General features: G+C 65.4%; 23 protein-coding genes. 13 read left to right on the top strand and 10 right to left on the bottom strand.

Annotation, left to right across the window (positions count from 1 at the left end; translation table 11 throughout):
• The first annotated feature begins 87 nt into the window (after window positions 1–87).
• Window positions 88–1536, top strand: a complete 1449-nt coding sequence (locus GGQ99_RS24330; RefSeq protein WP_183264534.1) for an aldehyde dehydrogenase family protein — start codon at window positions 88–90, stop codon at window positions 1534–1536.
• A gap of 221 nt (window positions 1537–1757) precedes the next feature.
• Here GGQ99_RS24330 and GGQ99_RS24325 read toward each other — a convergent pair whose 3' ends face one another.
• From GGQ99_RS24325 to GGQ99_RS24315, 3 genes are all read right to left on the bottom strand, one after another.
• Entirely contained in the window at window positions 1758–2429 is a 672-nt protein-coding gene (locus tag GGQ99_RS24325; protein ID WP_183264561.1) for an MBL fold metallo-hydrolase, read from the bottom strand.
• Window positions 2430–2479: 50 nt separating this feature from the next.
• Window positions 2480–3646, bottom strand: a complete 1167-nt coding sequence (locus GGQ99_RS24320; RefSeq protein ID WP_183264533.1) for a diphosphate--fructose-6-phosphate 1-phosphotransferase — start codon at window positions 3644–3646, stop codon at window positions 2480–2482.
• Between the two features lie 95 nt (window positions 3647–3741).
• Window positions 3742–4488: a L,D-transpeptidase gene (locus tag GGQ99_RS24315; protein ID WP_343061776.1), complete on the bottom strand. Its 747-nt coding sequence runs from the start codon at window positions 4486–4488 to the stop codon at window positions 3742–3744.
• A gap of 176 nt (window positions 4489–4664) precedes the next feature.
• Here GGQ99_RS24315 and GGQ99_RS24310 point away from each other — a divergent pair, with 176 nt between their 5' ends.
• Together GGQ99_RS24310 and GGQ99_RS24305 are read left to right on the top strand one after the other, a co-directional pair.
• The gene (locus tag GGQ99_RS24310) at window positions 4665–5288 is read left to right on the top strand and encodes a LysE family translocator (protein ID WP_183264531.1); all 624 of its coding nucleotides are present in this window, start codon (window positions 4665–4667) and stop codon (window positions 5286–5288) included.
• 14 nt (window positions 5289–5302) lie between these two features.
• Window positions 5303–6622 carry a tetratricopeptide repeat protein gene (locus GGQ99_RS24305; RefSeq protein WP_183264560.1) on the top strand — a complete coding sequence of 440 codons (1320 nt, stop codon included), beginning with the start codon at window positions 5303–5305 and terminating at the stop codon, window positions 6620–6622.
• 18 nt (window positions 6623–6640) lie between these two features.
• On the opposite strand, the gene GGQ99_RS24300 is transcribed toward GGQ99_RS24305, so the two are convergent.
• The gene (locus tag GGQ99_RS24300) at window positions 6641–7012 is read right to left on the bottom strand and encodes a hypothetical protein (protein WP_183264530.1); all 372 of its coding nucleotides are present in this window, start codon (window positions 7010–7012) and stop codon (window positions 6641–6643) included.
• Window positions 7013–7346: 334 nt separating this feature from the next.
• On the opposite strand from GGQ99_RS24300, the gene xylB reads away from it, so the two are divergent.
• The gene (gene xylB / locus GGQ99_RS24295) at window positions 7347–8798 is read left to right on the top strand and encodes a xylulokinase (RefSeq protein WP_183264529.1); all 1452 of its coding nucleotides are present in this window, start codon (window positions 7347–7349) and stop codon (window positions 8796–8798) included.
• 14 nt (window positions 8799–8812) lie between these two features.
• On the opposite strand, the gene GGQ99_RS24290 is transcribed toward xylB, so the two are convergent.
• Window positions 8813–9172 (bottom strand): nuclear transport factor 2 family protein, encoded by a 360-nt coding sequence (locus GGQ99_RS24290; RefSeq protein WP_183264528.1) that lies wholly within the window; start codon window positions 9170–9172, stop codon window positions 8813–8815.
• A gap of 151 nt (window positions 9173–9323) precedes the next feature.
• Here GGQ99_RS24290 and xylA point away from each other — a divergent pair, with 151 nt between their 5' ends.
• The 3 genes from xylA (at window position 9324) to GGQ99_RS24275 (ending at window position 11781) form a co-directional block, all read left to right on the top strand.
• On the top strand, window positions 9324–10634 hold the full coding sequence (gene xylA, locus GGQ99_RS24285; protein ID WP_183264527.1) for a xylose isomerase: 1311 nt from the start codon (window positions 9324–9326) through the stop codon (window positions 10632–10634).
• Window positions 10635–10736: 102 nt separating this feature from the next.
• A complete protein-coding gene (locus GGQ99_RS24280) occupies window positions 10737–10964 on the top strand; it encodes a hypothetical protein (RefSeq protein WP_183264526.1) in 228 nt (75 codons plus the stop codon).
• Window positions 10965–10989: 25 nt separating this feature from the next.
• Window positions 10990–11781 carry a TIGR01458 family HAD-type hydrolase gene (locus GGQ99_RS24275; RefSeq protein WP_246389725.1) on the top strand — a complete coding sequence of 264 codons (792 nt, stop codon included), beginning with the start codon at window positions 10990–10992 and terminating at the stop codon, window positions 11779–11781.
• A gap of 179 nt (window positions 11782–11960) precedes the next feature.
• On the opposite strand, the gene GGQ99_RS24270 is transcribed toward GGQ99_RS24275, so the two are convergent.
• On the bottom strand, window positions 11961–12941 hold the full coding sequence (locus GGQ99_RS24270) for a GlxA family transcriptional regulator (RefSeq protein WP_183264525.1): 981 nt from the start codon (window positions 12939–12941) through the stop codon (window positions 11961–11963).
• A gap of 76 nt (window positions 12942–13017) precedes the next feature.
• Here GGQ99_RS24270 and bcoG point away from each other — a divergent pair, with 76 nt between their 5' ends.
• From bcoG to GGQ99_RS24240, 6 genes are all read left to right on the top strand, one after another.
• Window positions 13018–13935: a 3-dehydrocarnitine:acetyl-CoA trimethylamine transferase BcoG gene (gene bcoG, locus GGQ99_RS24265; protein WP_108606973.1), complete on the top strand. Its 918-nt coding sequence runs from the start codon at window positions 13018–13020 to the stop codon at window positions 13933–13935.
• 32 nt (window positions 13936–13967) lie between these two features.
• The gene (locus GGQ99_RS24260; protein ID WP_183264524.1) at window positions 13968–15047 is read left to right on the top strand and encodes a carnitine 3-dehydrogenase; all 1080 of its coding nucleotides are present in this window, start codon (window positions 13968–13970) and stop codon (window positions 15045–15047) included.
• Window positions 15048–15051: 4 nt separating this feature from the next.
• Window positions 15052–16215, top strand: a complete 1164-nt coding sequence (locus tag GGQ99_RS24255; protein WP_183264523.1) for an acyl-CoA dehydrogenase family protein — start codon at window positions 15052–15054, stop codon at window positions 16213–16215.
• A gap of 72 nt (window positions 16216–16287) precedes the next feature.
• Entirely contained in the window at window positions 16288–18609 is a 2322-nt protein-coding gene (locus GGQ99_RS24250) for an acetate--CoA ligase family protein (RefSeq protein WP_183264522.1), read from the top strand.
• A 26-nt stretch (window positions 18610–18635) separates the two neighbouring features.
• The gene (locus GGQ99_RS24245) at window positions 18636–19418 is read left to right on the top strand and encodes a carnitinyl-CoA dehydratase (protein WP_183264521.1); all 783 of its coding nucleotides are present in this window, start codon (window positions 18636–18638) and stop codon (window positions 19416–19418) included.
• Between the two features lie 220 nt (window positions 19419–19638).
• Window positions 19639–20580, top strand: coding sequence for an alpha/beta hydrolase (locus GGQ99_RS24240; protein ID WP_183264520.1), 942 nt, complete (start codon window positions 19639–19641; stop codon window positions 20578–20580).
• 284 nt (window positions 20581–20864) lie between these two features.
• Here the strand turns inward: GGQ99_RS24240 and GGQ99_RS24235 are convergent, their stop codons facing one another.
• The 4 genes from GGQ99_RS24235 to GGQ99_RS24220 are packed head-to-tail and all read right to left on the bottom strand — an operon-like array spanning window position 20865 to window position 25916.
• Entirely contained in the window at window positions 20865–22523 is a 1659-nt protein-coding gene (locus GGQ99_RS24235; protein WP_183264519.1) for an ABC transporter ATP-binding protein, read from the bottom strand.
• The gene (locus GGQ99_RS24230; protein ID WP_183264518.1) at window positions 22516–23346 is read right to left on the bottom strand and encodes an ABC transporter permease; all 831 of its coding nucleotides are present in this window, start codon (window positions 23344–23346) and stop codon (window positions 22516–22518) included. The genes GGQ99_RS24235 and GGQ99_RS24230 overlap by 8 nt, the downstream gene beginning before the upstream one ends.
• 10 nt (window positions 23347–23356) lie before the next feature.
• On the bottom strand, window positions 23357–24316 hold the full coding sequence (locus GGQ99_RS24225) for an ABC transporter permease (protein WP_108606981.1): 960 nt from the start codon (window positions 24314–24316) through the stop codon (window positions 23357–23359).
• Window positions 24317–24332: 16 nt separating this feature from the next.
• Complete coding sequence (locus tag GGQ99_RS24220) at window positions 24333–25916, bottom strand: ABC transporter substrate-binding protein (RefSeq protein ID WP_183264517.1); 1584 nt, start codon at window positions 25914–25916, stop codon at window positions 24333–24335.
• Window positions 25917–25986: the final 70 nt, after the last annotated feature.

Raw genomic sequence — 25986 nt, 5'->3', positions numbered from 1 at the left:
CAGGACATGAACGTGCCGCGCGCCGTTCTAGAAGTCTGCCAACACTGCAAAGTCCCGTTTTTCGGGTCATGTACCAAGGAGCCTGCCATGCTGCGCAAGACGAATTTCTTCATCGACGGAAAATGGGTCGCGCCCGCGGTTGCGAAGGAGCTCGAGGTCATCAACCCGGCCGACGAGCAGGCCTTTGCGGTGATTTCGCTGGGGTCGCCCGCCGATGTCGACAAGGCGGTGGAAGCAGCACAGCGTGCTTTCCCGGCATGGAGTGCGACCAGCCGCGAACAGCGTCTCGCGCTGCTCGAAAAGTTGCTCACCGCCTATAACAGGCGCGTGCGCGACATGGCCCAGGCGATTTCCTGGGAGATGGGCGCGCCGATCAAGCTGGCGCTCGAGTCGCAGGCCTCCAGTGGCGCGGGGCACATCAAGAGCTTCATCGAGGTGCTGAAGCGCTTCGAATTCGAAGAGCCGCTCAACGCGGCCAATCCGCAGGAGCGCATCGTGCGCGAGCCGATCGGCGTGTGCGGGCTGATCACGCCGTGGAACTGGCCGATGAACCAGGTGGCGCTGAAGGTGGTGCCGGCGCTGGCCGCCGGTTGCACGGTGGTGTTGAAGCCGTCGGAGATCGCGCCGATGTCGTCGATCGTCTTTGCGGAGATGATGGAGGAAGCGGGCTTCCCGGCCGGCGTGTTCAACATGGTCAATGGCGACGGCCCGACCGTCGGCGAGGCGATGTCGCGCCATCCCGGCATCGACATGATGTCGTTCACCGGCTCGACGCGCGCCGGCGTGGCGGTGACCAAGGCTGCTTCCGAGACGGTCAAGCGCGTGACGCTGGAACTCGGCGGCAAGTCGCCCAACATCGTCTTCGACGATGCCGACCTCACCGACGCGGTGACGCGCGGGCTGGCGCATTGCTTCGAAAACACCGGCCAGTCCTGCAACGCACCGTCGCGCATGCTGGTGCAGCGCCCGGTCTATGACAAGGCCGTCGACATCGCGGCGAAATATGCGGCCACGGTGAAGATCGGCAATCCGGCCGAGGACGGGGACCATATCGGCCCGCTGTCGTCCGACGTCCAGTTCGACAAGGTGCAGGGCATGATCGACGCCGGCATCAAGGAGGGTGCGCGCGTCGTTGCCGGCGGGCTCGGCCGGCCCGAAGGGTTCAACCGCGGTTACTTCGTGCGACCGACGGTCTTTGCCGACGCCAACAACGACATGCGCATCGCCCGCGAGGAGATCTTCGGGCCGGTGGTGGCGATGATCCCGTTCGAGACGGAAGAAGAAGCGATCGCCATTGCCAACGACACGCCCTACGGGCTGTCGGCCTATGTCCAGACGGGCGACAAGGCGCGCGCCCAGCGCGTGGCGCGCAAGCTCCGCGCCGGCATGGTACAGATCAACGGCACCAGCCGTCCCTATGGCAGCCCGTTCGGCGGCTACAAGCAGTCGGGCCTCGGCCGCGAGGGCGGCAAGTGGGGGCTCGAGGATTTCCTTGAGGTCAAGGCGATCAGCGGGTTCGAGGAGGGGCTGGACTGATCTCCAGCGTTTAGCCAAGAGACTCCCCCTCACCGTCACGGCTTCGCCGCGTTTCCTCTCCCCCACTTCGTGGGGGCGAGGAAACGCCAATCGCGCAGGCTCCGCCTTGCCGCCGCTAGAGTGCGAACTCGCAGGACTAGGTTCCTCGCCCCCACGGAGTGGGGGAGAGGTGGCTCGGGCGAAGCCCGAGCGGTGAGGGGGGCGAGCGCTGAGCGACGCTCTTAGCCGCCGTTCCGTCTCAGATAATCCTCGGCGATCTCGCGCATCCTGGACCCGTCGATGCTGTCGGCGTGGCCGCCATGGGCGACGCGCACCGGTAGGCCGATGAGGCGGCGCATGGTGTCGCAGTAGTCGGCGCGGTCGGAATCCGGCATGTCGTCGACCAGCAGCCCGCCATGGATGGCATCGCCCGAAAACAAGGTGCCGTCATGTTCGTCGAACAGGCCGATGGATCCCGGCGAATGGCCGGGCAGGTGCAGCACCGTGAAGCGGCGGTCGCCGAGATCGATCACGTCGCCCTCGTCGAGCAGGCGGTGCAGCGGGGCGGGCCTGACAGCGTAGTCGGCGGACCGCCAACCGGGCCAGGGCAGTTCCGATACGTCGCCTGGAAAATTGCGGAACATGTGGGCGTAGGTCGCCGTGTCGGGCATGGTCTCGAAGAACGGCGCCTCGATGCGGGGGCCGGCGCGCCAGGCGAATTCATGCAGCGAGCCGACATGGTCGAGATGGACATGGGTGGCGACCACGAGCAGGGGCTTGCCGGGTGTCGTTTCGATCTCGGGCCCGAGCGGGCAGATGCCCATGCCGGTGTCGACCAGCATGTCGATGTCGCGGCCACGCACCAGCCACATATTGGCGCGGCAATAGTCGGTGACGAACGGTTCCGTCAGCATCGTCGTGGTTGCGTCGACGATGCTTTTCGAGAACCAGCCCAAGCGTCGGTTCAAACGAATGGCCTGCCGATCTTGAACCTGCCAGGCACCAGCCGGCGCAGATACTCCAGCCCCTTTTCGGAGAGTTGGTTGACGTCGGGCAGCATGAAGTCGTCCGGCATGTGGCGGGTCTTGCCGGCGACGTTGGCCAGCGGCACCAGCTTCAGCACGGTCTTGCCGCCTTCGTATTTCAGCGCCACCGAGCCGCCGCCCTTGTCTGCCGCATCGATGGCGAAGACGCCGGCGTCGAAGGCTTCCTGCGCGTCGACGGCGTTGACGGCGCCGATGTAGCCGCGCGGCATGTAGCCGAGCGCGTCGACGCGGGCGCGCTTGCCCGGCAGGCCTTCGGCAAGGGCGTTCTCGAAGGCACGGCTCAGGTCGCTGCCCGAAAGCTTGATGTTGCCATGGGCGTCGCGTTCGAGCTTGTCGGCGGGCACGATGCTTTCCACCAGCGCCTTGCCGTCGGCGGTGCTGACGCCCTCGGAAACCGCAACGACGCAGCGGCGATGGCGGGCCAGCGTCGCCTTCACCTCATCGATGAAGCGCGGCACCGAAAACGCGCGTTCGGGCACGTAGATCAGGTGCGGGCCGTCGGTGTCCTCGTCGCGCCACGCTGCGGCTGCCGCTGTCAGGAAGCCGGCATGGCGGCCCATGACGATGCCGACATAGATGCCGGGCAAAGCGCGGAAATCGAGATCGACGCTGAGGAAGGCGCCGGCAACGAACTCGGCCGCCGAGATGAAGCCCGGCGTGTGGTCGTTCTCCTCGAGGTCGTTGTCGATGGTCTTGGGTGCATGGACGAAGGCGATGCTGCCCTGCGCCGCGTCGGTCAGGATCTGCTGGGTGCCGGCGGTGTCGTTGCCGCCGATATAGATGAAGGCGCGGGCGTCGGCTTTCTTGAGGCCTTCGAGGATGACATCGCAATAGGCTGCATCAGGCTTGTCGCGGGTGCTGCCAAGGGCGGCGCCGGGGGTCGCAGCAATGCGTAGAAGCTGCTCCTCGGGGATATCGGTCAGGTCGACATAGTCGCCGTCGCGGATGCCGCGCACGCCGTGGCGCGAGCCCAGGACGCGCGCCTTGGGATGGCGCCGGCGGATTTCGAGCACGGCGCCGGCCATCGTCTGGTTGATGACGGCGGTTGGTCCACCGCCTTGCGCGATGACGAATGTCGAAGGCATGGACGCTGTCCTCCCAGTGCTGATTTCCGGCACATTCGCCCTTCTGGCGACCGGACGCAATGGGAGATTCAGTCGGTTCTAAAGCTATCCGCAGCCTAGCTGACGACGATCGGCGTCTTGCCGTTGACGCGGCTGAAGAGGTCGATGACGTCCTGGTTGATCATGCGGACGCAGCCCGACGACATCGCCTGGCCGATGGTCCACCATTCCGGCGAGCCATGGACGCGGTAGCCGGTGTCCTGGCCGTCCTTGAAGATGTAGAGGGCGCGTGCGCCGAGCGGATTGTCGAGGCCGCCGGGCTGGCCGCCGCGCCATTTCTCGAGTTCCGGCTTGCGGGCGATCATTTCCGCCGGAGGGGTCCAGCGCGGCCATTTCTTGCCGTACTGGATGTTGGCGCGCCCGTTCCAGAGGAAGCCGTCGCGGCCGATGCCGACGCCATAGCGGATGGCATCGCCACCCGGCTGGACGAGATAGAGATGACGTTCCTGCAGCCGCACGACGATGGTGCCGGGTGCTTCGCCGGTCGGGTCGACGACGATCTGGCGGCGGAATTTAGGATCGACCTTGGCGAAGGGGATCTCCGGCAACTGGTAGCCTTCGTCGGTGAAGGAGGCGTACATCAGCTCGGGGCGGGTTACCTGCTTGTCAACGCTGATGCTGGGCCGGATCGAACCGGTGGTGTAGTCGTCGATCTGGATCGAGGCGAGGTCCATCTCCATCCTTCGACTGCAGCCGGCCAGCAGCCCGGCGGCGCCGAGGCCAAAAAGCACGTTGCGGCGCGAGGCCAGTTTCGGGGCATGATCGGTTGGGCCGGAGACCGGCGAAGCAGGCGATTTCGACACGGTACAATTCCACTCTAAACGCGGGGGCGGCCAGGCACCGGGGCGAACCCCGGCTGGATAGGTGGCATTTTCATCATTCATGGTTGAGAAAGCATGAATGCCGCGTGTGTTGCCTCAAGGGCTTTACAACCGCGCAGCGGCGGAGCTTGATCCCATTGTTGATCAGGGAGCTTTTCATGTCGTTCGAAAACTGGGCCGCCTTTGCCGCCGCGTCTGCGGTGCTGCTCGTCATTCCGGGGCCGACCATCCTGCTTGTGGTGTCCTATGCGCTCGGCCAGGGCTGGCGCACCGCACTGCCGATGGCGGTGGGCGTGGCACTCGGCGATTTCACCGCGATGACGCTGTCGATGCTCGGCATCGGCGCGCTGCTGGCGGCATCGGCCACGGTCTTCACCATCCTCAAGTGGATCGGTGCTGCCTATCTCATCTATCTCGGCATAAAGCTGTTCCGCGCCGGCGGGTCGCTCGAGGCCAAGCCGCGCACGGATGCGGCGTCGGCCGCCAAGATGATGGCGCATGCCTGGATCGTCACGGCGCTGAACCCCAAGAGCATCACCTTCTTCGTCGCCTTCCTGCCGCAGTTCATCGACCGCAGCGGCGATTTCTGGACCCAGATGCTGATCTTCGAGGTGACGTTCCTGACGCTGGCCTTCGCCAATGCCTTCGGCTACGCGCTGGTCGCCGCGCGCGCCCGCAGTGTTGTGTCCAATCCTCGCGCGATCCGCATCTTCAACCGCACCGGCGGCACTTTGCTTGTCGGCGCCGGTCTTGCCGCGGCGGCAACCCGTTCGGGGCACTGAGGACTTCGGCCGTGGTGAAGGACCGGCTCGGGCTTGCGCTTTCAGGCGCGGACGAGGCTTCCGCCGCGCATTACGAGCGCGGGGTGAGCGAACTCCAGCGCTTCGTTGGCGATCCGGTCGGCTCGGCCGACAAGGCGATCGCTGCTGCGCCCGATTTCGTCATGGCGCATGTGCTGAAGGGCTGGCTCTACGGCCTCGCCACCGAGCGCGAGGCGATGGCGGTCGCGCGGGACTGCCATGTTGCCGCCGCCGTGCTCGCTGCAACGGCCCGTGAGAAGGCGCATGTCGCAGCCCTCGGCTGTCTCGCAGCGGGCCATTGGCACGAGGCCGGGCATATCCTCGCCGATCTGACGGCGGAGCATCCCGCCGATGCGCTGGCGCTGCAGGCCGGACACCAGATCGACTTCTTCACCGGCAATGCGCCGATGCTGCGCGACCGCATTGCGCTGGCGATGCCAGCGTGGAGCACGGGCATGCCGGGCTATCACGCCATTCTCGGCATGCAGGCCTTCGGCTTCGAGGAGATGGGCGACTATTCCAACGCCGAGGCGCTGGGCCGCCAAGCTGTCGAGATTGAACCGCGCGACGGCTGGGCGCAGCACGCGGTGGCGCATGTGATGGAGATGCAGAGCCGCCAGCGCGACGGCATCGCCTGGATGCGCGGCAACTCGGACGCCTGGATAAAGGAGAGTTTTCTCCAGGTTCACAACTGGTGGCACCTGGCGCTGTTTCACTACGACCTCGGCGAGACCGACGAGGTGCTGGCGCTTTATGACGGGCCGATCTACAGCGCGCAGTCGAAGCTGGCGCTCAACATGGTCGATGCCTCAGCGATATTGTGGCGGCTTCATCTCGGCGGCGTCGATGTCGGCGACCGCTGGGCGAGCCTTGCGGCTAACTGGGCGCCCAAGGCTGCGGCCGGCAACTACGCCTTCAACGACGCACATGCGATGATGGCCTTCGTTGGCGCCGGTCTCGAAGCGCCGGCCAAGGCGATGCTCGACGCCCAGCGCGAGGCGATCGCCCGCGACGACGACAACGCCGCTTTCACGCGCGACGTCGGCCACCCCGTCACGCTGGCGATCAAGGCCTTCGGGGAAGGGCGCTATGGCGAGACGGTGCGGCTGCTTGGGCCGGTCAGGGCCATCGCCCACCGCTTCGGCGGCAGCCATGCCCAGCGCGACGTGATCGAACTGACGCTGATCGAAGCGGCCCTGCGCGATGGCGACGAGGCGCTGGCGGTGAAGCTCGCCGCCGCCCGCAACCACGCGCGCCCGACGAGCCCGCTGTCGGGCCTGTTCGTCCAGCGCGCGGCGCTTCTGGCGCACGGCTGACGATCAGGCATGCCACATCTAGCCGTCCGCCCAGCCGATCACGACGTGGTCAGGCTGTGTTGGATGGTTGACCCAGATACGGATGTGCGTCCTTGTGCTGCTAACCGGGATGTCTGCGATGTCAATTAGGGCATCCGACAGCATCAGCAGCCGGTGAGGGGTGTCGAGTAAACCGTCGTGGTCCGGCGTTAACGTCTGGTTCAATTCCGAGAGTGGCCCGACAACTACCGTGGTATCCCCGTCGTTCGAATAGAGAGATGGAACGGTGATGCATTCACGTGTTGCCGCAATACGCCCATAGTCTAGGTCAATCGGCGGTGTGACCTCGCGCCTGCCGGCAACGTAAAAGCTGACGTATTCGGGGGCTATGACGAGTGTTTTCACAACCATTCAACGTCTCCTCGGCCTGATAAGACCACCTTGCGATCGGCTGCACCAGAGGCAGTGCCTCGTCCGCCTTCCCGAGCTTTTGAGCCCAGAGTTGGCAATCAGTCCGTCGACCTTCGACGCTGCTTACAGAGCCGCTGGGTCGAACGTCCGATTATTTTTTGCGAGTTCCGAAATAAATGTCGACCCGACCCTGGAATGTTTGCTAATAAGCAGCGTCCGTCGGAGGAACGGGACGATGGCCTGGCCGTTTCTGCCTGTTGGCGATGAAGGCTGGCCAATGACGTGAGAGGATGGGCGCCAAAGGCGTCCGCGGCTCTCATTCGGGAGGAATGGCATGTATCTCGGGCTCGATCTCGGTACGTCAGGCGTGAAGGCGCTGCTGATGGACGCCGACCAGAAGATCATCGGCTCCGGCCACGGTTCGCTCGACGTGTCGCGGCCGCACCACGGCTGGTCCGAACAGGATCCGGCCGACTGGATTCGCGCCACCGAAGAGGCGATCGCCGAGCTCAAGGCGGCACATCCAGGGGAAATCGCTGCCGTGCGCGGCATCGGCCTGTCCGGGCAGATGCATGGTGCGACGCTGCTCGACGCCTCGGGCAAAGTGCTTCGTCCCTGCATCCTGTGGAACGACACGCGCAGCTTTGCCGAGGCAGCTAGGCTCGACGCCGACCCGCGTTTTCGCAAGATTATCGGCAACATCGTTTTCCCCGGCTTCACCGCACCCAAGCTCGCCTGGGTGAAGGCCAACGAGCCTGACGTCTTCGCCCGGGTGGCGAAGGTGCTGTTGCCCAAGGACTATCTGCGGCTCTGGCTGGCCGGCGAATACATCTCCGAAATGTCCGACTCGGCCGGCACGTCCTGGCTTGATGTCGCGTCGCGACGGTGGTCGCCGGAGCTTTTGGCCGCCACCGGCCTCGGCACCGAACACATGCCGTCGTTGGTCGAGGGTACTGATCTAGCCGGGATGCTGCGCGGAGAACTGGCTTCGAAATGGGGCATGGGGCAGGCGGTGACGATTTCCGGCGGCGCGGGCGACAACGCGGCTTCCGCCTGCGGCATGGGCACGGTCAGGCCGGGCGCGGCCTTCGTGTCGCTCGGCACCTCGGGCGTGCTGTTTGCCGCCAACGGCGCCTACCTGCCCAATCCGGAAAGTGCGGTGCACACGTTCTGCCATGCGCTGCCCAACGCCTGGCACCAGATGGGCGTCATCTTGTCGGCGACGGATTCGCTCAACTGGCTGAGCAACATCACGGGCAAGGATGCGGCCGAACTGACCCGCGAACTCGGCGACGATCTGCGCGCGCCCACCGGCGTCAGCTTCCTGCCCTATCTCTCGGGCGAACGGACCCCGCACAACGACGCGGCGATCCGCGGCTCCTTCACGGGCCTTGCCCATGAGATCGACCGCGCCGGTCTGACCCAGGCCGTGCTCGAGGGTGTGGCCTTTGCCTTCCGCGACAGCCTTGAAGCTCTGGCCAATGCCGGAACCTCGCTGACACGCGTGACGGCCATCGGCGGTGGCTCGCGCTCGCGCTACTGGCTGAAGTCGATCGCCACCGCGCTCGGCCTGCCGGTCGACATTCCTGCCGACGGTGATTTCGGCGCTGCTTTTGGTGCTGCGCGCCTCGGCCTCATCGCCGCCGAAGGCGCCGACCCGCATCAGGTCTGCACGCCGCCTGCGACAGCCGAAACCATCGAGCCGGTGGCCACACTGGCAGGCGCCTATGACGAGGCCTACCAGCGCTATCGCAAACTCTATCCGGCGATCCGGGGGGCGATGTGAGCGCCCGAGCCAGATCAGCCGGGCACCTTGTCGAGGAAGCCGGTGATGCCGCTCAGGCGGCCGTTCTCGAGGGTGGCGAAGTCGGAGCCTTCGATCACGGCCTCCGCACCATCGGGACCAAGGCTCCAGGAAAAGCGGATATGGTCGCCGAAGCCGTCGGCCTTGCCTTTCAGCTTGAAGCGGAAGCCGGGGAACTGGCCGTGCACGCCAGCGATCAGCGCGTCGATGCCGCCATGGCCGTCGCCCTGCATGATGGGGTCGCGATAGGTCACGCCGGAAGTGAAGGCGGCCTCGATCTTCGCCTTGCGGGCGTCGGCGTCGGTCTCGTTCCAGGCGGCGATGTAGGCTTCGGCGATGGCGTTGTCGTCGGTCATCTCTGCTCTCCGTCGGGTTTGTCTTTGATAACGCGACCCTTGTCGCAGCAGTGCCGACTGGAACCAATTACGCCTGAGGTAATCGAATTCGGAATCTTTGCGGCCGCCCGATCCGGGACGGTCATGCGTACTCACTGAAAGGAGTTCTCCCATGAGCACCGGCTATTTCGGCGACATCAAGCCCGTCCGCTACGAAGGCCCCGACAGCACCAACCCGCTGGCCTACCGGCACTACAATGCCGACGAGGTGGTGCTGGGCAAGCGGCTGGAAGACCACCTGCGCTTCGCGGTCGCCTACTGGCACACATTCGCCTGGCCGGGCGGCGATCCGTTCGGCGGCCAGACCTTCGAGCGGCCCTGGTTCGGCGAGACCATGGAGCATGCCAAGCTGAAGGCCGACGTCGCCTTCGAGCTGTTTTCGCTGCTCGGCGTTCCCTACTATTGCTTCCACGATGCCGACGTGCGGCCCGAGGGTGCGACCTTTGCCGAGAGTGCCAAGCGTCTCGATGAGATCGCCGACCATTTCGAAGGCAAGATGGCCAAGACCGGCGTCAAGCTGCTCTGGGGCACGGCAAACCTGTTTTCCAACCGCCGCTTCATGTCGGGTGCCGCCACCAACCCCGACCCGGATGTCTTTGCCTATGCAGCCGCGACGGTGAAGCACTGCATCGACGTCACCAAGCGGCTCAAGGGTGAGAACTACGTGCTGTGGGGCGGCCGCGAAGGCTATGAGACGCTGCTCAACACCGACATGGGCCGCGAGCTCGACCAGCTCGGCCGCTTCCTCAACCTCGTCGTCGACTACAAGCACAAGATAGGTTTCACCGGCACCATTCTGATCGAGCCGAAGCCGCAGGAGCCGACCAAGCACCAGTACGACTACGATGTCGCCACCGTCTACGGCTTCCTCAGGAAGTACGGGCTGGAGAAGGAGGTAAAGGTCAACATCGAGCAGGGCCACGCAATCCTGGCCGGCCATTCCTTCGAGCATGAGCTGGCGACCGCCAATGCGCTCGGCATCTTTGGCTCCATCGACATGAACCGCAACGACTACCAGTCGGGCTGGGATACCGACCAGTTCCCCAACAACGTGCCCGAGATGGCGCTGGCCTACTACCAGGTGCTGCTGGGCGGCGGTTTCAAGACGGGCGGCACCAATTTCGACGCCAAGCTGCGCCGCCAGTCGCTCGACCCCGAAGACCTGCTGGTTGCCCATGTCGGCGGCATGGACGCCTGCGCCCGCGGCCTCAAGGCTGCTGCGAAGATGATCGAGGACAAGGCACTGTCCGCCCCGCTCGACGCGCGTTACGCCGGCTGGAACTCGACTGAAGCCAAGGCGATGCTTTCTGGCGAGCGCAGCCTCGAGCAGATCGCCGCGCGCGTCGCCGCCGATGGCATCGAGCCGCAGCCGAAGTCGGGCCGGCAGGAATATCTGGAGAACGTCGTCAACCGCTATGTCTGAACCGGACAACCATCAGGCGAGGGGGAGTCGCTTTCCCCCTTGCCGCTGAATTGCCTCTTTCTCGCCCTCAAGACGCCCGTCGAATCAGTGAGTTACGGCGTCATGAGACGGGAACAAAAGACTTTCATCGCAAATACGAACGAGCCGGAGATCGAGGCATTGCTCGACCGCTCGCACACCAATTCCATCGTCGACCGGCTGATGGCGCTGCCTCCTGTCGGGGAGACGCAGCTGTCGGACGAATGGAGCCGGGCAGTGGCGCTGCGCCTCGAAGCCGTGCTCGCCGAAAACATGCGCTCGCGCATCGGCAGCGAAAGCTGTGCCGCCTGATTGCTGACGGTTTGACGAACGGAGGATGCTTCGCCATCCTTCGCCGATGATACGCGCGGTGCTTCTGGACCTTTCGGGCGTCGTCTATGACGGCGACGCGGCGATACCCGGTGCAATCGAAGCCATTCGCCGGCTGCATGGCGAAGACCTTGCTATCCGCTTCGTCAGCAACACCACGCGTTCGCCACGTGCAGCCATCGTCAGGCAACTCGCCGCCCTCGGCATCGAAGTCGGCGACGATGAATTGCTGACGCCTGCCCGCGCGGCCGTCGAATGGCTTGCACGCGAAGGCTGCGCGCCGCAGCTGCTCGTGCATCCCGACCTCGTGCCCGAATTCGCCGGACACATGTTCGGCGAGAGGAAGGCGGTGGTGGTCGGCGATGCCGCCGAGGCCTTCACCTATGCGGCGATGAACGCCGCCTTCCGGCAACTCATCGACGGTGCCGAATTTCTCGCGCTTGCGGTCAACCGCACCTTCAAGGACGCCGACGGCGGCCTCAGCCTTGATGCCGGTGCCTTCGTCGCAGCACTCGAATTCGCCGCCGGCAAGCAGGCGACGGTGCTGGGCAAGCCCGCGCGCGACTTCTTCCACGCCGCACTTGCCGGGTTGGACTGCCTGCCGGGACAGGCGGTCATGGTTGGCGACGACGCCGAAAGCGATGTCGCCGGGGCCCTGAAGGCGGGCATCGGATCGGCCCTGCTGGTGCGGACCGGCAAGTATCGTGCCGGTGACGAGAGCCGCCACGCGCCGCACCCGAGCGCCGTCGTTGATGACCTCGCTGCAGCGGTTGAGTGGATTCTTTGCAGGCGAGGCTGAGACATCACCCCCACCCCTAACCCCTCCCCACAAGGGGGAGGGGGATCGGCACTACCATGCCAAGCGAGATTTTCCCGCGATCGGATCGTATGGCGCGACGCAAAGCTTCCCTCCCCCTTTGGGGAGGGATTGAGGGTGGGGGTATTCTGCCTTGAGCTGGTCTCCCGCAAGGCGCAATCTCAGCCCTTGCGCATCCGCACCGGCGGCGTGCCGAAGGCATGCGAGAAACTGCGCGAGAATGCAGCGGCCGAGGAAAAGCCGGTCCGCTCCGCCACCTCGGCCATGCTGACGCGGGTGTCGACAACCAGCCGTCTCGCGGCGTTCAATCTCAGCCTGAGATAGTAGGCGCCGGGCGTCTCTCCGATCGAGGCGCGGAAGATGCTTTCGAGCGTCCGCGCCGTGACGCCGGCACGCTTTGCAATCGCGGCAATCGTCAGCGGTTGGTCGACATGCGCCTCCATCAGCCGGATCGCCTGGGCAAGGCGCGGGTCGTAGCCGTCGAGCCGGCCGAGCGAAACCAGCGGCTGGGCGTCGGTGGCGGCGCGCGACTGGTCGTAGATGAAGACGCTTGCGACATCGAGCGCGGTGGCCATGCCGAGCCGCGAGCGCACCAGATGCAGCATCAGGTCGAAGGTGGGCGCCGCACCGCCCGAGGTGAAGACCGGCCCGTCGATGATGTAGCGGTCAGGGCGGACCTCGACATCGGGGAAGGCGGCGGCAAAATCCTCCATGTCTTCCCAATGGGTGGTGGCGGCACGGCCTTCCAGCAGCCCGGCGCGGGCGACGAGCCAGGTGCCGGCCTCGATCCCGCCTGCGGCGCGCGCCTGGCGGGCGCAGCGCCTGATCCCGCCGAGCAGCTTCGACGTCGCATAGCCCTGTGTGCCGAAGCCGGCGATGACCATCAGCACGTCGCAGGCCTCGTCCGGGTCGAAGGCGCCCGAGACCGCCACCGGCAGGCCGCAGGTGGTGATCGCGGGCTCGCCGGTGCTCGAGACCAGCCGGTAGTCGAACAGGGTTTCGCCCGAGACGCGGTTGGCGGCGCGCAGCGGATCGACGGCCGAGGCGACGCACATGATGGACGCGCCGGAGAAGACAAGCATCGTCACCTTGAGCGGTGAGCGCTCCTCGCGAAAGATTGTCGGCTTTTCGCTTTTGGCCATTTGAATTTCGTAAAACGCAAAACAAGTTCACGCAAGCGGCGCGATGATCCGTCAAGTTTCGTAAGGGAGGAATGCGATGCCGCTCGAGATGAACCGCGAGGTTTTCATTACCTGTGCCGTGACCGGGTCCGGCGGCACGCAGGATCGCAGCCACCTGGTGCCGCGTTCGCCCAAGCAGATCGCCGACTCGGCCATCGAGGCGGCCAAGGCGGGAGCGGCGATCGTCCACTGCCACGTCCGCGATCCCGACACCGGCAAGCCGCGTCGCGACATCCATCTCTACCGCGAGGTGACCGAGCGCATTCGCGAGGCCAATGTCGACGTGGTGCTGAACCTGACCGCCGGCATGGGCGGCGACATGGTGTTCGGCGGCGTCGAAAGCCCGTTGCCGCTGAAGGAAGCCGGCACCGACATGGGCGGCGCCACCAACCGCGTCGAGCATGTGCGCCAGTGCCTGCCGGAGATCTGCACGCTCGACTGCGGCACGATGAACTTCGCCGAGGCCGACTATGTCATGACCAACACGCCGGGCATGCTGCGCGCCATGGGCGGCATGATGACGGCGATGGGCGTGAAGCCCGAGATCGAGGCATTCGACACCGGCCACCTCTGGTTCGCCAAGCAACTGGTCGAGGAGGGCGTGCTTGCGCCCGACGCGCTGGTGCAACTGTGCATGGGCGTGCCGTGGGGCGCGCCTGACGACCTCAACACCTTCATGGCGATGGTCAACAACGTGCCGAAGAGCTGGACCTTCTCGGCCTTCTCGCTCGGCCGCAACCAGATGGCCTATGCGGCGGCGGCTGTGCTGGCCGGCGGCAATGTGCGCGTCGGCCTCGAGGACAATCTCTGGCTCGACAAGGGCGTTCTCGCCACCAACGCGCAGCTGGTCGAGAAGGCGGTCACCGTCGTCGAGACCTTGGGCGCGCGAGTTATCGGGCCGGAAGAGGTGCGCAAGAAACTGAACCTCGTCAAGCGCGCGCCGCTGGCGGCCTGATCGCTGACAAATCTGCCGGGAGGGGCATTTTCATGAGCACAATCTCGAAAGCAGCCGCCATTGGCGGCGGGGTTATCGGCGCCGGCTGGGTGGCGCGGCTGCTGCTCAATGGCATCGACGTGTCGATCTTCGACCCCGACCCGGAGGCCTCACGCAAGGTCGGCGAGGTGATGAAGGGCGCGCGCCGTGCCTACAAGCAGATGCTGCCAGGCGGCCTGCCCAAGGAAGGCAAGCTGACCTACGCCAAGACCATTGCGGAAGCGGTGGCGGACGCCGACTTCATCCAGGAAAGCGTGCCGGAGCGGCTCGACCTCAAGCACAAGGTGCTGGCCGAGATCGACATGCATGCGCCGGCCAATGCGATCATCGGTTCGTCGACCTCCGGCATCAAGCCATCGGACATGCAGGTGGCGATGAAGAAGCATCCGGAGCGGCTGGTGGTCGGCCATCCGTTCAACCCGGTCTATCTCCTGCCCATCGTCGAGATCGTCGGCGGCGCACAGACCTTCCCCGAGGCGATCGAGGTCGCCAAGGAGATCTATTCTTCCATCGGCATGAAGCCTGTCGTCATCCGCAAGGAGATCGAGGCCTTCGTCGGCGACCGCCTGCTGGAAGCGGCCTGGCGCGAGGCGCTGTGGCTGATCAAGGACGGCATCTGCTCGGTGGAGGAACTGGACGACATCATGCGCTATGGCTTCGGCCTGCGCTGGGCCCAGATGGGTATGTTCCAGGTCTATCGGGTCGCCGGTGGCGAGGCCGGCATGCGCCACTTCATGGCGCAGTTCGGGCCGTGCCTGAAATGGCCGTGGACCAAGCTGATGGACGTGCCGGAGTTCAACGACGAGCTGGTCGACCTGATCGCCACCCAGTCCGACGAGCAGTCCGACAAATGGTCGATCCGCGAGCTGGAAAAGATCCGCGACGACAATCTCGTCGCGATCATGGATGCGCTGTCCAAGCAGAACAAGGGCAAGGGCTGGGGCGCCGGCGCGCTCTACAAGGACTACACCAAGCAGCTCGCCGCCCAGGCCAAGCCCAAGGTCTCCAAGGCTGCCGAAAAGGCCAAGGCGAGCAAGCCGGTGAAGAAGGCAGCTGCCAAGAAGAAGGGCTGAGACGATGCATTTCGGTCTGTCCGAGGAACAGCAGCTCATCGTCGACACCACCCGCGCGTTCGTCGAGAACGAGCTCTATCCGCACGAGGGCGAGGTCGAGCGCACCGGCCATCTCCGGCGCGAGCTGGTCGAGGAGATCAAGGCAAAGGCGATTGCCGCCGGGCTCTATGCCGCCAACATGCCGGCTGATGTCGGCGGTGCCGGGCTCGATACGCTGACCTGGCTGCTCTACGAAAAGGAGCTCGGCCGCGCCAACTACGCGCTGCACTGGACCTGCGTGGCGCGCCCGTCCAACATCCTGCTCGCCGGCACGGCGGAGCAGCGCGAGAAGTATCTCTTCCCCTGCATTCGCGGCGAGAAATCGGACTGTTTGGCGATGACCGAGCCTGGCGCCGGTTCCGACCTGCGCGGCATGAAGGCCAGTGCTGTCCAGGACGGCAGCGACTGGGTGCTGAACGGCACCAAGCACTTCATCTCCCATGCCGACATCGCCGACTTCGCCATCGTCTTCATGGCCTCCGGCGAAGAGGAGTCGCCGCGCGGCAAGCGCAAGAAGATCACTGCGTTTTTCGTCGACAAGGGCACGCCTGGGTTCACCGTACGCGACGGCTACCGCAACGTCTCGCATCGCGGCTACACCAATTCGGTGCTGGAGTTCGACGATTGTCGCCTGCCGGCAGCTCAAGTGCTCGGCGAGGTGCACAAGGGTTTCGAAGTCGCCAACAGCTGGCTGGGTGCGACGCGCCTTCAGGTGGGTGCCACCTGCCTCGGCCGCGCCGAGCGCGCGCTCAACCATGCCGTCGAATACGCCGCCCAGCGCGAGCAATTCGGCCAGCAGATCGGCAAGTTCCAGGGCGTGTCGTTCAAGCTGGCCGACATGGCGACCGAGCTCAAGGCAGCCGAGCTGATGGTGATGGAGGCCGGCTGGAAATACGACCAGGGCACGGTCACCGACCAGGACATGGCGATGGCCAAACTCAAGGCCACGGAAATGCTCGCCTTCGTCGCCGACGAGGCGATCCAGATCCATGGCGGCATGGGCCTGATGGACGACCTGCCGCTGGAGCGCATCTGGCGCGACGCGCGCGTCGAACGCATCTGGGAAGGCACGTCGGAAATCCAGCGCCACATCATTTCGCGCGCGCTGCTCAGGGCGGTGGGCGGATGAGCGATCTGGTTTCTTGTTCGACCCTCCCCCTTGTGGGGAGGGTGGCCCGCAGGGCCGGGTGGGGGTGAAACAATGTCTTGCTCGACTTCTGACACCCCCACCTCGACGCTGCGCGTCGACCCTCTCCACAAGGGGGAGGGTAAAGGGCGCCTCGAACGCCTGCTGCGGCCTAGGTCGATTGCGGTGTTCGGCGGCTCGCAGGCCGCGGCCGTGGTCAAGCAGTGCCTGAAGATGGGCTTTGCCGGCGACATCTGGCCGGTGCACCCGACCAAGGACAAGGTCGAGGGCATCAGGACTTTCCGTTCGGTCGCAGAGCTGCCCGCAGCCCCAGACGCAGCCTTCGTCGGCGTCAACCGCTTCCTGACTATCGAGGTGATTGCTCAACTTGCCGAGCGCGGCGCCGGCGGGGCGATCTGCTTTGCCTCCGGCTTCCTCGAAGCTGGCAGCGACGATGCCGACGGCGAACGGCTGCAGGGAGAACTCGTCACAGTTGCGGGCCAGATGCCGGTCATCGGCCCCAACTGCTACGGCCTTATCAATTATGCCGACGGAGCGCTTCTGTGGCCCGACCAGCACGGCGGCCAGAGGCTGGCGCCGGGCACTCGCGGCGTTGCCATCATCACGCAGTCCTCCAACATCGCCTGCAACCTGACCATGCAGAAGCGCGGCCTGCCGGTCGCCTTCCTGATGACCGCCGGCAACCAGGCGCAGATCGGCCTTTCCCAAATGGCGCTGGGCCTGATCGAGGATGAGCGCGTGTCGTGCCTTGGCCTGCACATCGAAGGCTTCGACACCGTAGACGGTTTCGAGCGGCTGGCGGCGCGGGCGCGCGAACTGGGCAAGCCGATCGTCGCCATGAAGGTCGGCCGCTCCGAACAGGCGCGCAAGGCGACGATCTCGCACACGGCGTCGCTCGCCGGGTCGGACGCCGCTTCGGATGCCTTCCTCAAGCGGCTGGGCATCGCTCGCGTCGACACCATCCCGTCGTTGCTCGAAACGCTGAAGCTGCTGCACGCGGTCGGCCCGCTGCCCGGCTTCACGCTGTCTTCGATGAGCTGTTCGGGCGGCGAGGCGTCGGTCATGGCCGACAGCGCCGAGGGCCGGCGGCTGCGTTTCCCGGCGCTCACGCCTGAGCACTATACGAGGATAAAATCGACGCTCGGCGCCTTCGTGGCGGTCGCCAATCCGCTCGACTACCACACCTTCATTTGGAACGACGAACCGGCGATGACGGCCACCTTCACGGCGATGGCGTCAGGCGGTTTCGACCTCAACATGCTGGTGCTCGACTTCCCGCGCAACGACCGCTGCTCGGACGCCGACTGGTGGCCGACCGTGCGGGCCTTCGAGGTAGCGCTGAAGACCAATGGCGCGCGAGGTGCCGTGGTGGCGTCGATGTCGGAGAACCTGACCGAGGACCACGCCGCAGACCTGTTTTCGCGCGGCATCGTGCCGTTGCAGGGGATTGCCGAGGCGATGGACGCGGCGGAGGCTGCAGCGACGATTGGCGAGGCGTGGCGGCGCGATCCCTCCCCCTTGAGGGGAGGGTCGATCGGCGGAGCCGATCGGGATGGGGTCGTGCACGATGCGTCGGCGGTGCCTTCTGAGGTTACCCCCTCCGCCCGCTTCGCGGGCACCTCCCCCTCGAGGGGGGAGGATACCCAGCTCGACGAAGCCGCTGCCAAGTCCTTGCTGCGCGACGCTGGCCTTGCCGCGCCAGCCGGCCGTCGTGCGGCGAGCGTCGCCGAGGCCATCGCGGCGGCGGAAGCGCTGGGCTATTCCGTCGCGCTCAAGGCTCTGGGCGTTGCCCACAAGAGCGAACTCGGTGCCGTCAGGTTAAGTTTGAAGAATGCCGAGGAGGTCGGCGCGGCTGCTTCAGCCCTTTTGCCGCTCGGCACCGGCCTCTATGTCGAGAAGATGGTCTCAGGCGGCGTGGCCGAGTTGATCGTCGGCGTCACCCGCGATCCGCTGTTCGGCCCTGTCATGACCATCGGCACCGGCGGCGTGCTGGTCGAACTCATCAAGGACAGCGCCACGCTGCTGCTCCCTGCCTCGCGCGGCGAGGTCGAGGCTGCGCTGAAGGGGTTGAAGATGTACCCGCTGCTCGACGGCTATCGTGGCCGTGCCAGGGCGGACGTCGGTGCGGCCGTGGATGCAATAATGGCCATTGCCGGTTTTGTGTCCGATCATGCCGACCGTATCGAGGAACTCGACATCAATCCGCTGATCGTCTGTGGCGAAGGGCAGGGTGCCTGGATCGCCGATGCGCTGCTGGTGTTGGCCTTAAACAGCCCCTCATCCCCTACCGGACCTTCTCCCCGTAATGACGGGGAGAAGGAGGAAAATCACGACGCCGACGCCCCCCTCTCCCCGTTTTCCACGGGGAGAGGGTAAGGGTGAGGGGCAATGGAGAAAGCGCAATGTCCGACGTCATCAAGACCCGCAGGGAGGGTGTGATCCTCGAGGTCACGCTCGACCGGCCCAAGGCCAACGCCATCGACCTCGCCACGTCCCGGCTGCTCGGGCAGACGTTCAAGGCCTTCCGCGACGATGACGGCCTGCGCATCGCCATAGTGAAGACGGCGGGGGAAAAATTCTTCTCGGCCGGCTGGGACCTGAAGGCTGCGGCAAGCGGCGATGCGGTCGATGGCGACTATGGCGTCGGCGGATTCGGCGGGTTGCAGGAGCTACGCGACCTCAACAAGCCGGTCATTGCCTGCGTCAACGGCATGGCGGTGGGTGGCGGCTTCGAATTGGCGCTGTCCTGCGACCTGATCTACGCCTCGGAGCATTCGAGCTTCGCGCTGCCCGAAATCAAGGCCGGCACGCTGGCGGACGCCGCGACCATCAAGCTGCCCAAGCGCATTCCCTATCACGTGGCGATGGACCTCCTGCTCACCGGCCGCTGGATGGATGTCGCCGAGGCGCATCGCTGGGGGCTGGTCAACGAGGTAATGCCGGCCGACAAGCTCGAAGGCCGCGTCTGGGAGATCGCCCGGCTGCTCGCCGGCGGCCCGCCGCTGGTCTTCGCCGCCATCAAGGAGGTGGCGCGCGCGGCCGAGGTGATGGGTTTCCAGGAGACGATGAACCGCATCACCAAGCGGCAATTCCCAACGGTGGACGAGCTCTACGCCTCGGAGGACAATCTTGAGGGCTTCAAGGCGTTCGCGGAGAAGCGGGACCCGGTGTGGAAGGGGAAGTAGGCTCCGTGGAGGTGATTACGTTCCGTCTCGCCCCCCTCTGGCCTGCCGGCCATCTCCCCCACGAGGGGAGAGATCAAGCGCTTCGCCGGCGGCCCACCTCTTGTAACGTTGGCGGTTGGCGAAAGTCGGGACGACAGGTGATCTCCCCTCTCTTGGGGGAGATGGCCGGCAGGCCAGAGGGGGGCAACGTAGGGCGCGGCAATTCCCAAGGCCTGCTCCAATGACCGACTATACAAAGCTCATCGACGCCGAGACCTGGGCGTTCATCGAGCGGACGAAATCGTACTATCCGCCCGATACCGTTGACTACACGATCGTCCAACAGCGCGAGATCTACGACCGCATGTGCCGGGAGTTCTTCGCCGGTTACCCGGAGGGCGTGTCGGCCGAGACGACGGCTATCGCTGCTCCGGGGTGCGACGTGCCCGTCCGCATCTATCGCCTGGTCGGCAACGCGGCGGAAGCGGTCGTGCTTTATTTCCACGGCGGCGGCTTCATCCTCGGCGGGCTCGACAGCCATGACGATGTCTGCGCCGAGCTCTGCGGCCGAACCGGCTACGAGGTCGTGTCGGTCGACTACAGGCTGGCGCCCGAGCGCCGACATCCGGCGGCATTCGACGACGCCATGGCCGCCTTCGAATGGGCGATCGCTACCTACGTGCAGCCCATCGTGCTCGCTGGCGACAGCGCCGGCGGCAACATCGCGGCTGCCATCAGCCATGCGACGCGCGGCCACAAGCGCCATCCGGTCGGGCAGTTGTTGATCTATCCCGGCCTTGGCGGCGACCGCAGCCGCGGTTCCTATGTCAGGCACACCGAGGCACCGATGCTGACCATGCGCGACCTCGATTTCTACCAGGATATCCGCACCGGCGGGGAAGACCGCACCGGTGACATCACGCTGTCGCCGCTGGCCGATGGCGATTTCGCCAACCTGCCACCGACTGTCGTCATTACTGCCGAATGCGACCCGCTGTCGTCGGACGGCGAGGCCTATGGCGAGCGCATCGTCGCCGCCGGCGGCAAGGCGTTCTGGTTCGAGGAGGCTGGGCTTGTGCACGGCTATCTCCGCGCCCGCCACAGCGTTGGCCGCGCCCGCGAAAGCTTCACGCGTATCGTCGATGCTGTGGCTGTGCTGGGGCGTGGCGAGTGGGTTTGGTGACAGTTAGAGGTTAGCGCGCCTTCGCACCCCCCCTCCGGCCTGCCGGCCATCTCCCCCGCAAGGGAGGAGATTAGTCACGCCGCCGTTTGCGCCCATCCTGCGAACCAGCAGGGCCCGGCTTGCAATCTTTGTGGTGGCCGCCCGGGCCGATGAAGCCATGATCTCCCCTCCTTGCGGGGGAGATGGCCGGCAGGCCAGAGAGGGGTGCGAAGGAACGCAACGGTCCTCATCCTGAGGTGCTCGCCTGAAAGGCTAGCTTCGAAGGACGCACCTATTTTGTTCCCTCAATTCCCCGCGCTGGCCATCCTGCGTCCGCCGATGGCCTTTTCCAGCCAGCCGATCTCCATTTTCGGCACCGACGAGAGCAGCAGGTCGGTGTAGGCGTCGAAGGGAGGTTTCAGCACTTCCGATTTCGGCCCATAGCGCACCACCTCGCCGCGGTACATGACGGCGATGGAATCGGCGATCGACTTCACCGTGGCGAGGTCGTGGGTGATGAAGAGATAAGCGACGCCTTCCTCGGCCTGCAGGCCGAGCAGCAGCTTGAGGATGCCGTTGGCGACCAGCGGGTCGAGCGCGCTCGTCACTTCGTCGCAGATGATCAGACGCGGCTTGGCGGCGAGCGCACGGGCGATGCAGACGCGCTGCTTCTGCCCGCCGGAAAGCTCGGCCGGATAGCGATCAGCAAAGCCGCGACCCATCTCGATCTTGTCGAGCAGTTCGGCGACGCGGGCATCGCGCTCCTTGCCCCCCATGCCGAAATAGAACTCCAGCGGCCGGCCGATGATCGTGCCCACGGTCTGGCGCGGGTTCATCGCCACGTCTGCCATCTGGTAGATCATCTGCAACTCGCGCAGGTCGTCGCGGCTGCGGTCGGCGAGGCGATTGGAAAGCGTGCGGCCGGCAAAGGTGATGCTGCCCTGCTCGGGCGGCAGAAGGCCGGTGATGGCGCGGGCCAGCGTCGACTTGCCGGAGCCGGATTCGCCGACCACGGCCAGCGTCTGGCCTGGCAGGATGTCCACCGAGACGTTCTTCAACACTTTGATCGTGCCACCGCCATAAGCGGCGGTGACGTTCCTGACCGAAAGGAACGGGTTGGCGCCGGGTTCCTTCTCCTGGTGTTCGATCTCGTGCACCGAGACGAGTGCTGAGGTGTATTCCTGGCGTGGCTCCTTGATGATCTGGCGTGTGCCGCCCCATTCGACCAGCCTGCCGTGCCGAAGCACCATGATCTCGTCGGAGACCTGCGCGACCACGGCGAGGTCGTGGCTGATGTAGAGCGCTGCCACGCCGGTGTCGCGGATCGCCTCCTTGATCGCGGCGAGCACGTCGATCTGGGTGGTGACGTCGAGTGCGGTCGTCGGCTCGTCGAAGACGATCAGGTCCGGCTCGGAGCACAGCGCCATGGCCGTCATGACGCGCTGAAGCTGCCCGCCCGAGACCTGGTGCGGGAAGCGCTGGCCGATGTTTTCAGGATCGGGAAGGCTGAGTTTCCTGAACAGTGCAACAGCCCGCTTTTCGGCCTCCGCCCGGCTCGCCACGCCGTGCAGGATCGAGGCTTCGACGACCTGATCCATCAGCCGGTGTGCCGGGTTGAACGCTGCCGCCGCCGACTGCGCGACATAGCAGACCTCGCGGCCGCGCAGGGCGCGGATGCCTTGCGTGCCACCCTTACGGATGTCGCGGCCGTTGAGCAGGATCTCGCCGCCGGTGATCTTTACGCCGCCGCGGCCATAGGCCATCGACGACAGGCCGATGGTCGACTTGCCGGCGCCCGATTCACCGATCAGGCCAAGCACCTTGCCCTTTTCCAGCGTCAGCGACACGTCGTGCACCAGGGTGATGGTGCGCGGTGCCTCGCCGGGTGGGTAGACCTTTGCCTCGATCCTGAGGTTGCGGATGTCGAGCAGCGGGCCGGAGCCGTTCGCGGGTGCCTTAGCCATTGCCACGCCCTCCCTTGAGATCGGTGGTGCGGTTGAGCACCCAGTCGGCGACGAGGTTGACGGAGATGGCGAGTGCGGCGATCGCGGCGGCCGGGATCAGTGCTGCCGGGATGCCGAAGACGATGCCGTCCTTGTTTTCCTTGACCATGCCGCCCCAGTCGGCGTCAGGCGGTTGCACGCCCAGGCCGAGGAAGGACAGAGCCGACAGGAACAGGACGGCATAGATGAAGCGCAGGCCGAGTTCCGAGACCAGCGGCGACAGCGCATTGGGCAGGATCTCGCGGAAGATGATCCAGCCCTTGCCTTCGCCGCGCAGCTTGGCCGCCTCGACGAAGTCCATGACGTTGATGTCGACGGCAACCGCGCGCGACAGCCGGTAGACGCGCGTTGCGTCGAGAATGCCCATCACCAGGATCAGGGTCAGCAAGGTCGAAGGCAGCACCGACAGCACCACGAGCGCGAAGATCAGCGTCGGGATCGCCATCAGCAAGTCGACGAAGCGCGACATGCCGGTGTCGAACCAGCCGCCGACGACGGCGGCGGTGAAGCCCAGTATCGCGCCGAGCGAAAACGACAAGGTGGTTGCCATGACGGCGATGAAGATGGTGGTGCGCGCGCCGTAGATCATGCGCGAAAGCAGGTCACGGCCGAGATTGTCGGTGCCGAGCAGGAACTGGCCGGAGGCCGGCGCCCAGACGTCGCCGACGATCTCGCCGAGGCCATAGGGTGCGATCAGCGGCGCGAAGATCGCCGCGATGAGGAACAATGCGGTCAGGATCAGGCCGATCGCGGCGCCAAGGGGGATGCGTTTCAGGTCCAGCATGGCGCGCCCCTCACTTCGGATGCCGGAGGCGTGGATTGGCGACGATGGCGGCAATGTCGGCGACGATGTTGAGGCCGATATAGACCGCTGCGAAGATCAGCCCCACTGCCTGCACCACCGGCACGTCGCGCTTGGCGACATGGTCGACGAGGTATTGCCCCATGCCGGGATAGACGAAGATCACCTCGATCACGACCACGCCGACGATGAGGAAGGCAAGGTTGAGCATGACCACGTTGATGATCGGCGCAATCGCATTGGGAAAGGCGTGCTTGCGGATGATGTCGAAGGGCGAAAGACCCTTGAGCTCCGCCGTCTCGATATAGGCCGACTGCATGACATTGAGGATCGCGGCCCGGGTCATACGCATCATGTGGGCCAGCACCACCAGTGTCAGCGCAGTAGCCGGCAGGGCGATCGCCTTCATGCGTTCGAGGAACGGCATGCCGTCATAGACGGTGGAGATGCCCGGGAACCACTGCAGCTTCACGGCGAAGAAATAGACCAGGAGGTAGCCGATGAAGAACTCGGGCAGCGAGGTCGATGCCAGCGCCAGGCCGGAGATGGTCTTGTCGATCCAGCCATTGCGATAGCGCACGGCCAGCAGGCCGAGGATGATCGCCAGCGGTACGGAAACGACAGCCGCCCAGAAGGCGAGGAACAGCGTGTTCCACAGACGTCCGCCGATCGAGGCGGCGATGTCCTGCCGGCTCGACAGGGCCGTGCCGAGGTCGCCGGTGAGGACGCCGCCGAGCCACCTGAAATAGCGGACGATGGCGGGGTCGTTGAGGCCGAGTTCCTCGCGCAGATTGGCGAGCGCCTGGGGCGTGGCCGACTGGCCGAGGATGGATTGGGCGACATCGCCGGGCAGGATCTGGGTGCCGGCGAAGATCAGGACCGAAACGGCCAGGAGCAGGAGAAGGCCCAGCGCAATGCGCTGGGCGATCAGTTTCAGAATCGGATTGGACATGCGCTCAACGCCCTTGTCAGGCGTTCAGCCAGCACTTCGACAGCGCGTAGCCGCCCATCATCTCCTGGTTGCCGTCATCGACCCAGCCGCCGACCTTGGCGCTGGTTGCGTCGATGAAGTCGTTGAACATCGGGGTGATCACGCCGCCTTCGTCGCGGACGATCTGGCCCATGTCGGCGTAGAGTTTCTTACGCTTGTCGTTGTCGAGCTCGGAACGCGCCGCAAACAGCATCTTGTCGAAGTCCTCGCGCTGGAAACGCGTGTCGTTCCATTCGGCTTTGGAATAGTAGGCGGTCGAATACATCTGGTCCTGGGTCGGGCGCCCGCCCCAGTAGGAAGCCGAGTAGGGCTGCTTGTTCCAGACTTCCGACCAGTAGCCGTCGCCGGGCTCGCGCTTGACCTCGAGCGTGATGCCGGCCTTGGCCGCGCTCTGCTGGTAGAGCTGGGCGGCATCGACCGCACCGGGGAAGGCGACGTCGGAGGTGCGCAGCAGAACCGAGCCGGAATGGCCCGACTTCTTGTAGTGGAAGGCTGCCTTTTCCGGATCGTATTTGCGCTGCTCCATCTCGGTGAACAGCGGATAGGCCTTGTTGATCGGCGTGTCGTTGCCGACCGAGCCGTAGCCCATCAGAATCTTCTGCAGCATCTCCTCGCGGTCGAGCGCGTATTTCAGCGCAAGCCTCAGATCGTTGTTGTCGAAGGGCGCCGTGTTGGTGTGGGCGATGAAGACGTAATGGCCGCGGCCGGCGACGTTGCGGATGACCACACCCGGCACGCGCTTGATCAACTCGACGATCTTCGGCTCGACGCGGTTGATGATATCGACCTGGCCGCCCTGCAACGCAGACGTGCGGGCCGTGGCATCGTTGATGACAATGATTTCGATCTGGTCGGCAAAGCCGCGGTCGTCACGCCAGTAATTGGCGAACTTCTCGCCGCCGAGCCGCACGCCGGCTTCGTTGACGGTGATCTTGTAGGGGCCAGTGCCGATGCCGGCGTCGGGCTTGTCCTTGCCGCCATTGGGCTGGATCATCAGGTGGTAGTCGTCGAGCAGGAAGGGCAGGTCGGCGTTGGCCTCCTTGAGCTCGAACACGACGTTCTGGCCGTCGGCCTTGACCGAGGCGATGCCGCCCATCAGGCCAAGCGCGCCGGACTTCGCCTTCTCGTCGGAATGGCGTTCGATGGTCGCGACGACGTCGGCGGGGGTCATCTCCTTGCCGTCGTGGAACTGCACGCCCTTGCGGATCTTGAAGGTCCAGGTCTTGGCGTCGTCGGATGCGCCCCATTCCTCGGCGAGCGCCGGCTTGGGCTCGCCCTCGGGCGAGATCTGCACCAGCTGCTCGCCCCACTGGCGGCCGAAGAAATAGGGCACCTGGCTCGACCACGACGCCGGATCGAGGCTGTCGGTGGCGGCACCACCCTGCATGCCGGCGCGAAGGACACCGCCCTTGACGGGGCCCTCGGCCTTGGCGGCGCTGGCGAGCAACGAGTTCGCGAAACTTGCCGCGACACCCAGGGCCGCGGCGCGGCCCAGGAAGTCACGGCGGTTCAACTTGCCCGCAGCGACCCGGCGGCTCAGATATTCCAGTTCATTCGACATTGGAAAGGCTCCTCACTCTGGCGGTCGTTATTGCTCGACTTCTGGTGGCAATATTGACCGTAACGTAAGG

It is taken from the genome of Aminobacter niigataensis, from assembly GCF_014200015.1.
Classification (GTDB): Bacteria; Pseudomonadota; Alphaproteobacteria; order Rhizobiales; family Rhizobiaceae; genus Aminobacter; species Aminobacter niigataensis.
The sequence above is the reverse complement of the archived record's forward strand: the minus strand, read 5'-3'. Positions and strand labels throughout refer to the sequence as shown.

Excerpts from the sequence above, each read along its gene's own strand:
- GGQ99_RS24330 (WP_183264534.1), top strand. The coding sequence starts at position 88 with ATGCTGCGCAAGACGAATTTCTTCATCGACGGAAAATGGGTCGCGCCC.
- GGQ99_RS24325 (WP_183264561.1), bottom strand. The coding sequence starts at position 2,429 with ATGCTGACGGAACCGTTCGTCACCGACTATTGCCGCGCCAATATGTGG.
- GGQ99_RS24320 (WP_183264533.1), bottom strand. The coding sequence starts at position 3,646 with ATGCCTTCGACATTCGTCATCGCGCAAGGCGGTGGACCAACCGCCGTC.
- GGQ99_RS24310 (WP_183264531.1), top strand. The coding sequence starts at position 4,665 with ATGTCGTTCGAAAACTGGGCCGCCTTTGCCGCCGCGTCTGCGGTGCTG.
- GGQ99_RS24300 (WP_183264530.1), bottom strand. The coding sequence starts at position 7,012 with ATGGTTGTGAAAACACTCGTCATAGCCCCCGAATACGTCAGCTTTTAC.
- xylB (WP_183264529.1), top strand. The coding sequence starts at position 7,347 with ATGTATCTCGGGCTCGATCTCGGTACGTCAGGCGTGAAGGCGCTGCTG.
- GGQ99_RS24290 (WP_183264528.1), bottom strand. The coding sequence starts at position 9,172 with ATGACCGACGACAACGCCATCGCCGAAGCCTACATCGCCGCCTGGAAC.
- xylA (WP_183264527.1), top strand. The coding sequence starts at position 9,324 with ATGAGCACCGGCTATTTCGGCGACATCAAGCCCGTCCGCTACGAAGGC.
- GGQ99_RS24280 (WP_183264526.1), top strand. The coding sequence starts at position 10,737 with ATGAGACGGGAACAAAAGACTTTCATCGCAAATACGAACGAGCCGGAG.
- GGQ99_RS24275 (WP_246389725.1), top strand. The coding sequence starts at position 10,990 with ATGCTTCGCCATCCTTCGCCGATGATACGCGCGGTGCTTCTGGACCTT.
- GGQ99_RS24270 (WP_183264525.1), bottom strand. The coding sequence starts at position 12,941 with ATGGCCAAAAGCGAAAAGCCGACAATCTTTCGCGAGGAGCGCTCACCG.
- bcoG (WP_108606973.1), top strand. The coding sequence starts at position 13,018 with ATGCCGCTCGAGATGAACCGCGAGGTTTTCATTACCTGTGCCGTGACC.
- GGQ99_RS24260 (WP_183264524.1), top strand. The coding sequence starts at position 13,968 with ATGAGCACAATCTCGAAAGCAGCCGCCATTGGCGGCGGGGTTATCGGC.
- GGQ99_RS24255 (WP_183264523.1), top strand. The coding sequence starts at position 15,052 with ATGCATTTCGGTCTGTCCGAGGAACAGCAGCTCATCGTCGACACCACC.
- GGQ99_RS24250 (WP_183264522.1), top strand. The coding sequence starts at position 16,288 with ATGTCTTGCTCGACTTCTGACACCCCCACCTCGACGCTGCGCGTCGAC.
- GGQ99_RS24245 (WP_183264521.1), top strand. The coding sequence starts at position 18,636 with ATGTCCGACGTCATCAAGACCCGCAGGGAGGGTGTGATCCTCGAGGTC.
- GGQ99_RS24240 (WP_183264520.1), top strand. The coding sequence starts at position 19,639 with ATGACCGACTATACAAAGCTCATCGACGCCGAGACCTGGGCGTTCATC.
- GGQ99_RS24235 (WP_183264519.1), bottom strand. The coding sequence starts at position 22,523 with ATGGCTAAGGCACCCGCGAACGGCTCCGGCCCGCTGCTCGACATCCGC.
- GGQ99_RS24230 (WP_183264518.1), bottom strand. The coding sequence starts at position 23,346 with ATGCTGGACCTGAAACGCATCCCCCTTGGCGCCGCGATCGGCCTGATC.
- GGQ99_RS24225 (WP_108606981.1), bottom strand. The coding sequence starts at position 24,316 with ATGTCCAATCCGATTCTGAAACTGATCGCCCAGCGCATTGCGCTGGGC.
- GGQ99_RS24220 (WP_183264517.1), bottom strand. The coding sequence starts at position 25,916 with ATGTCGAATGAACTGGAATATCTGAGCCGCCGGGTCGCTGCGGGCAAG.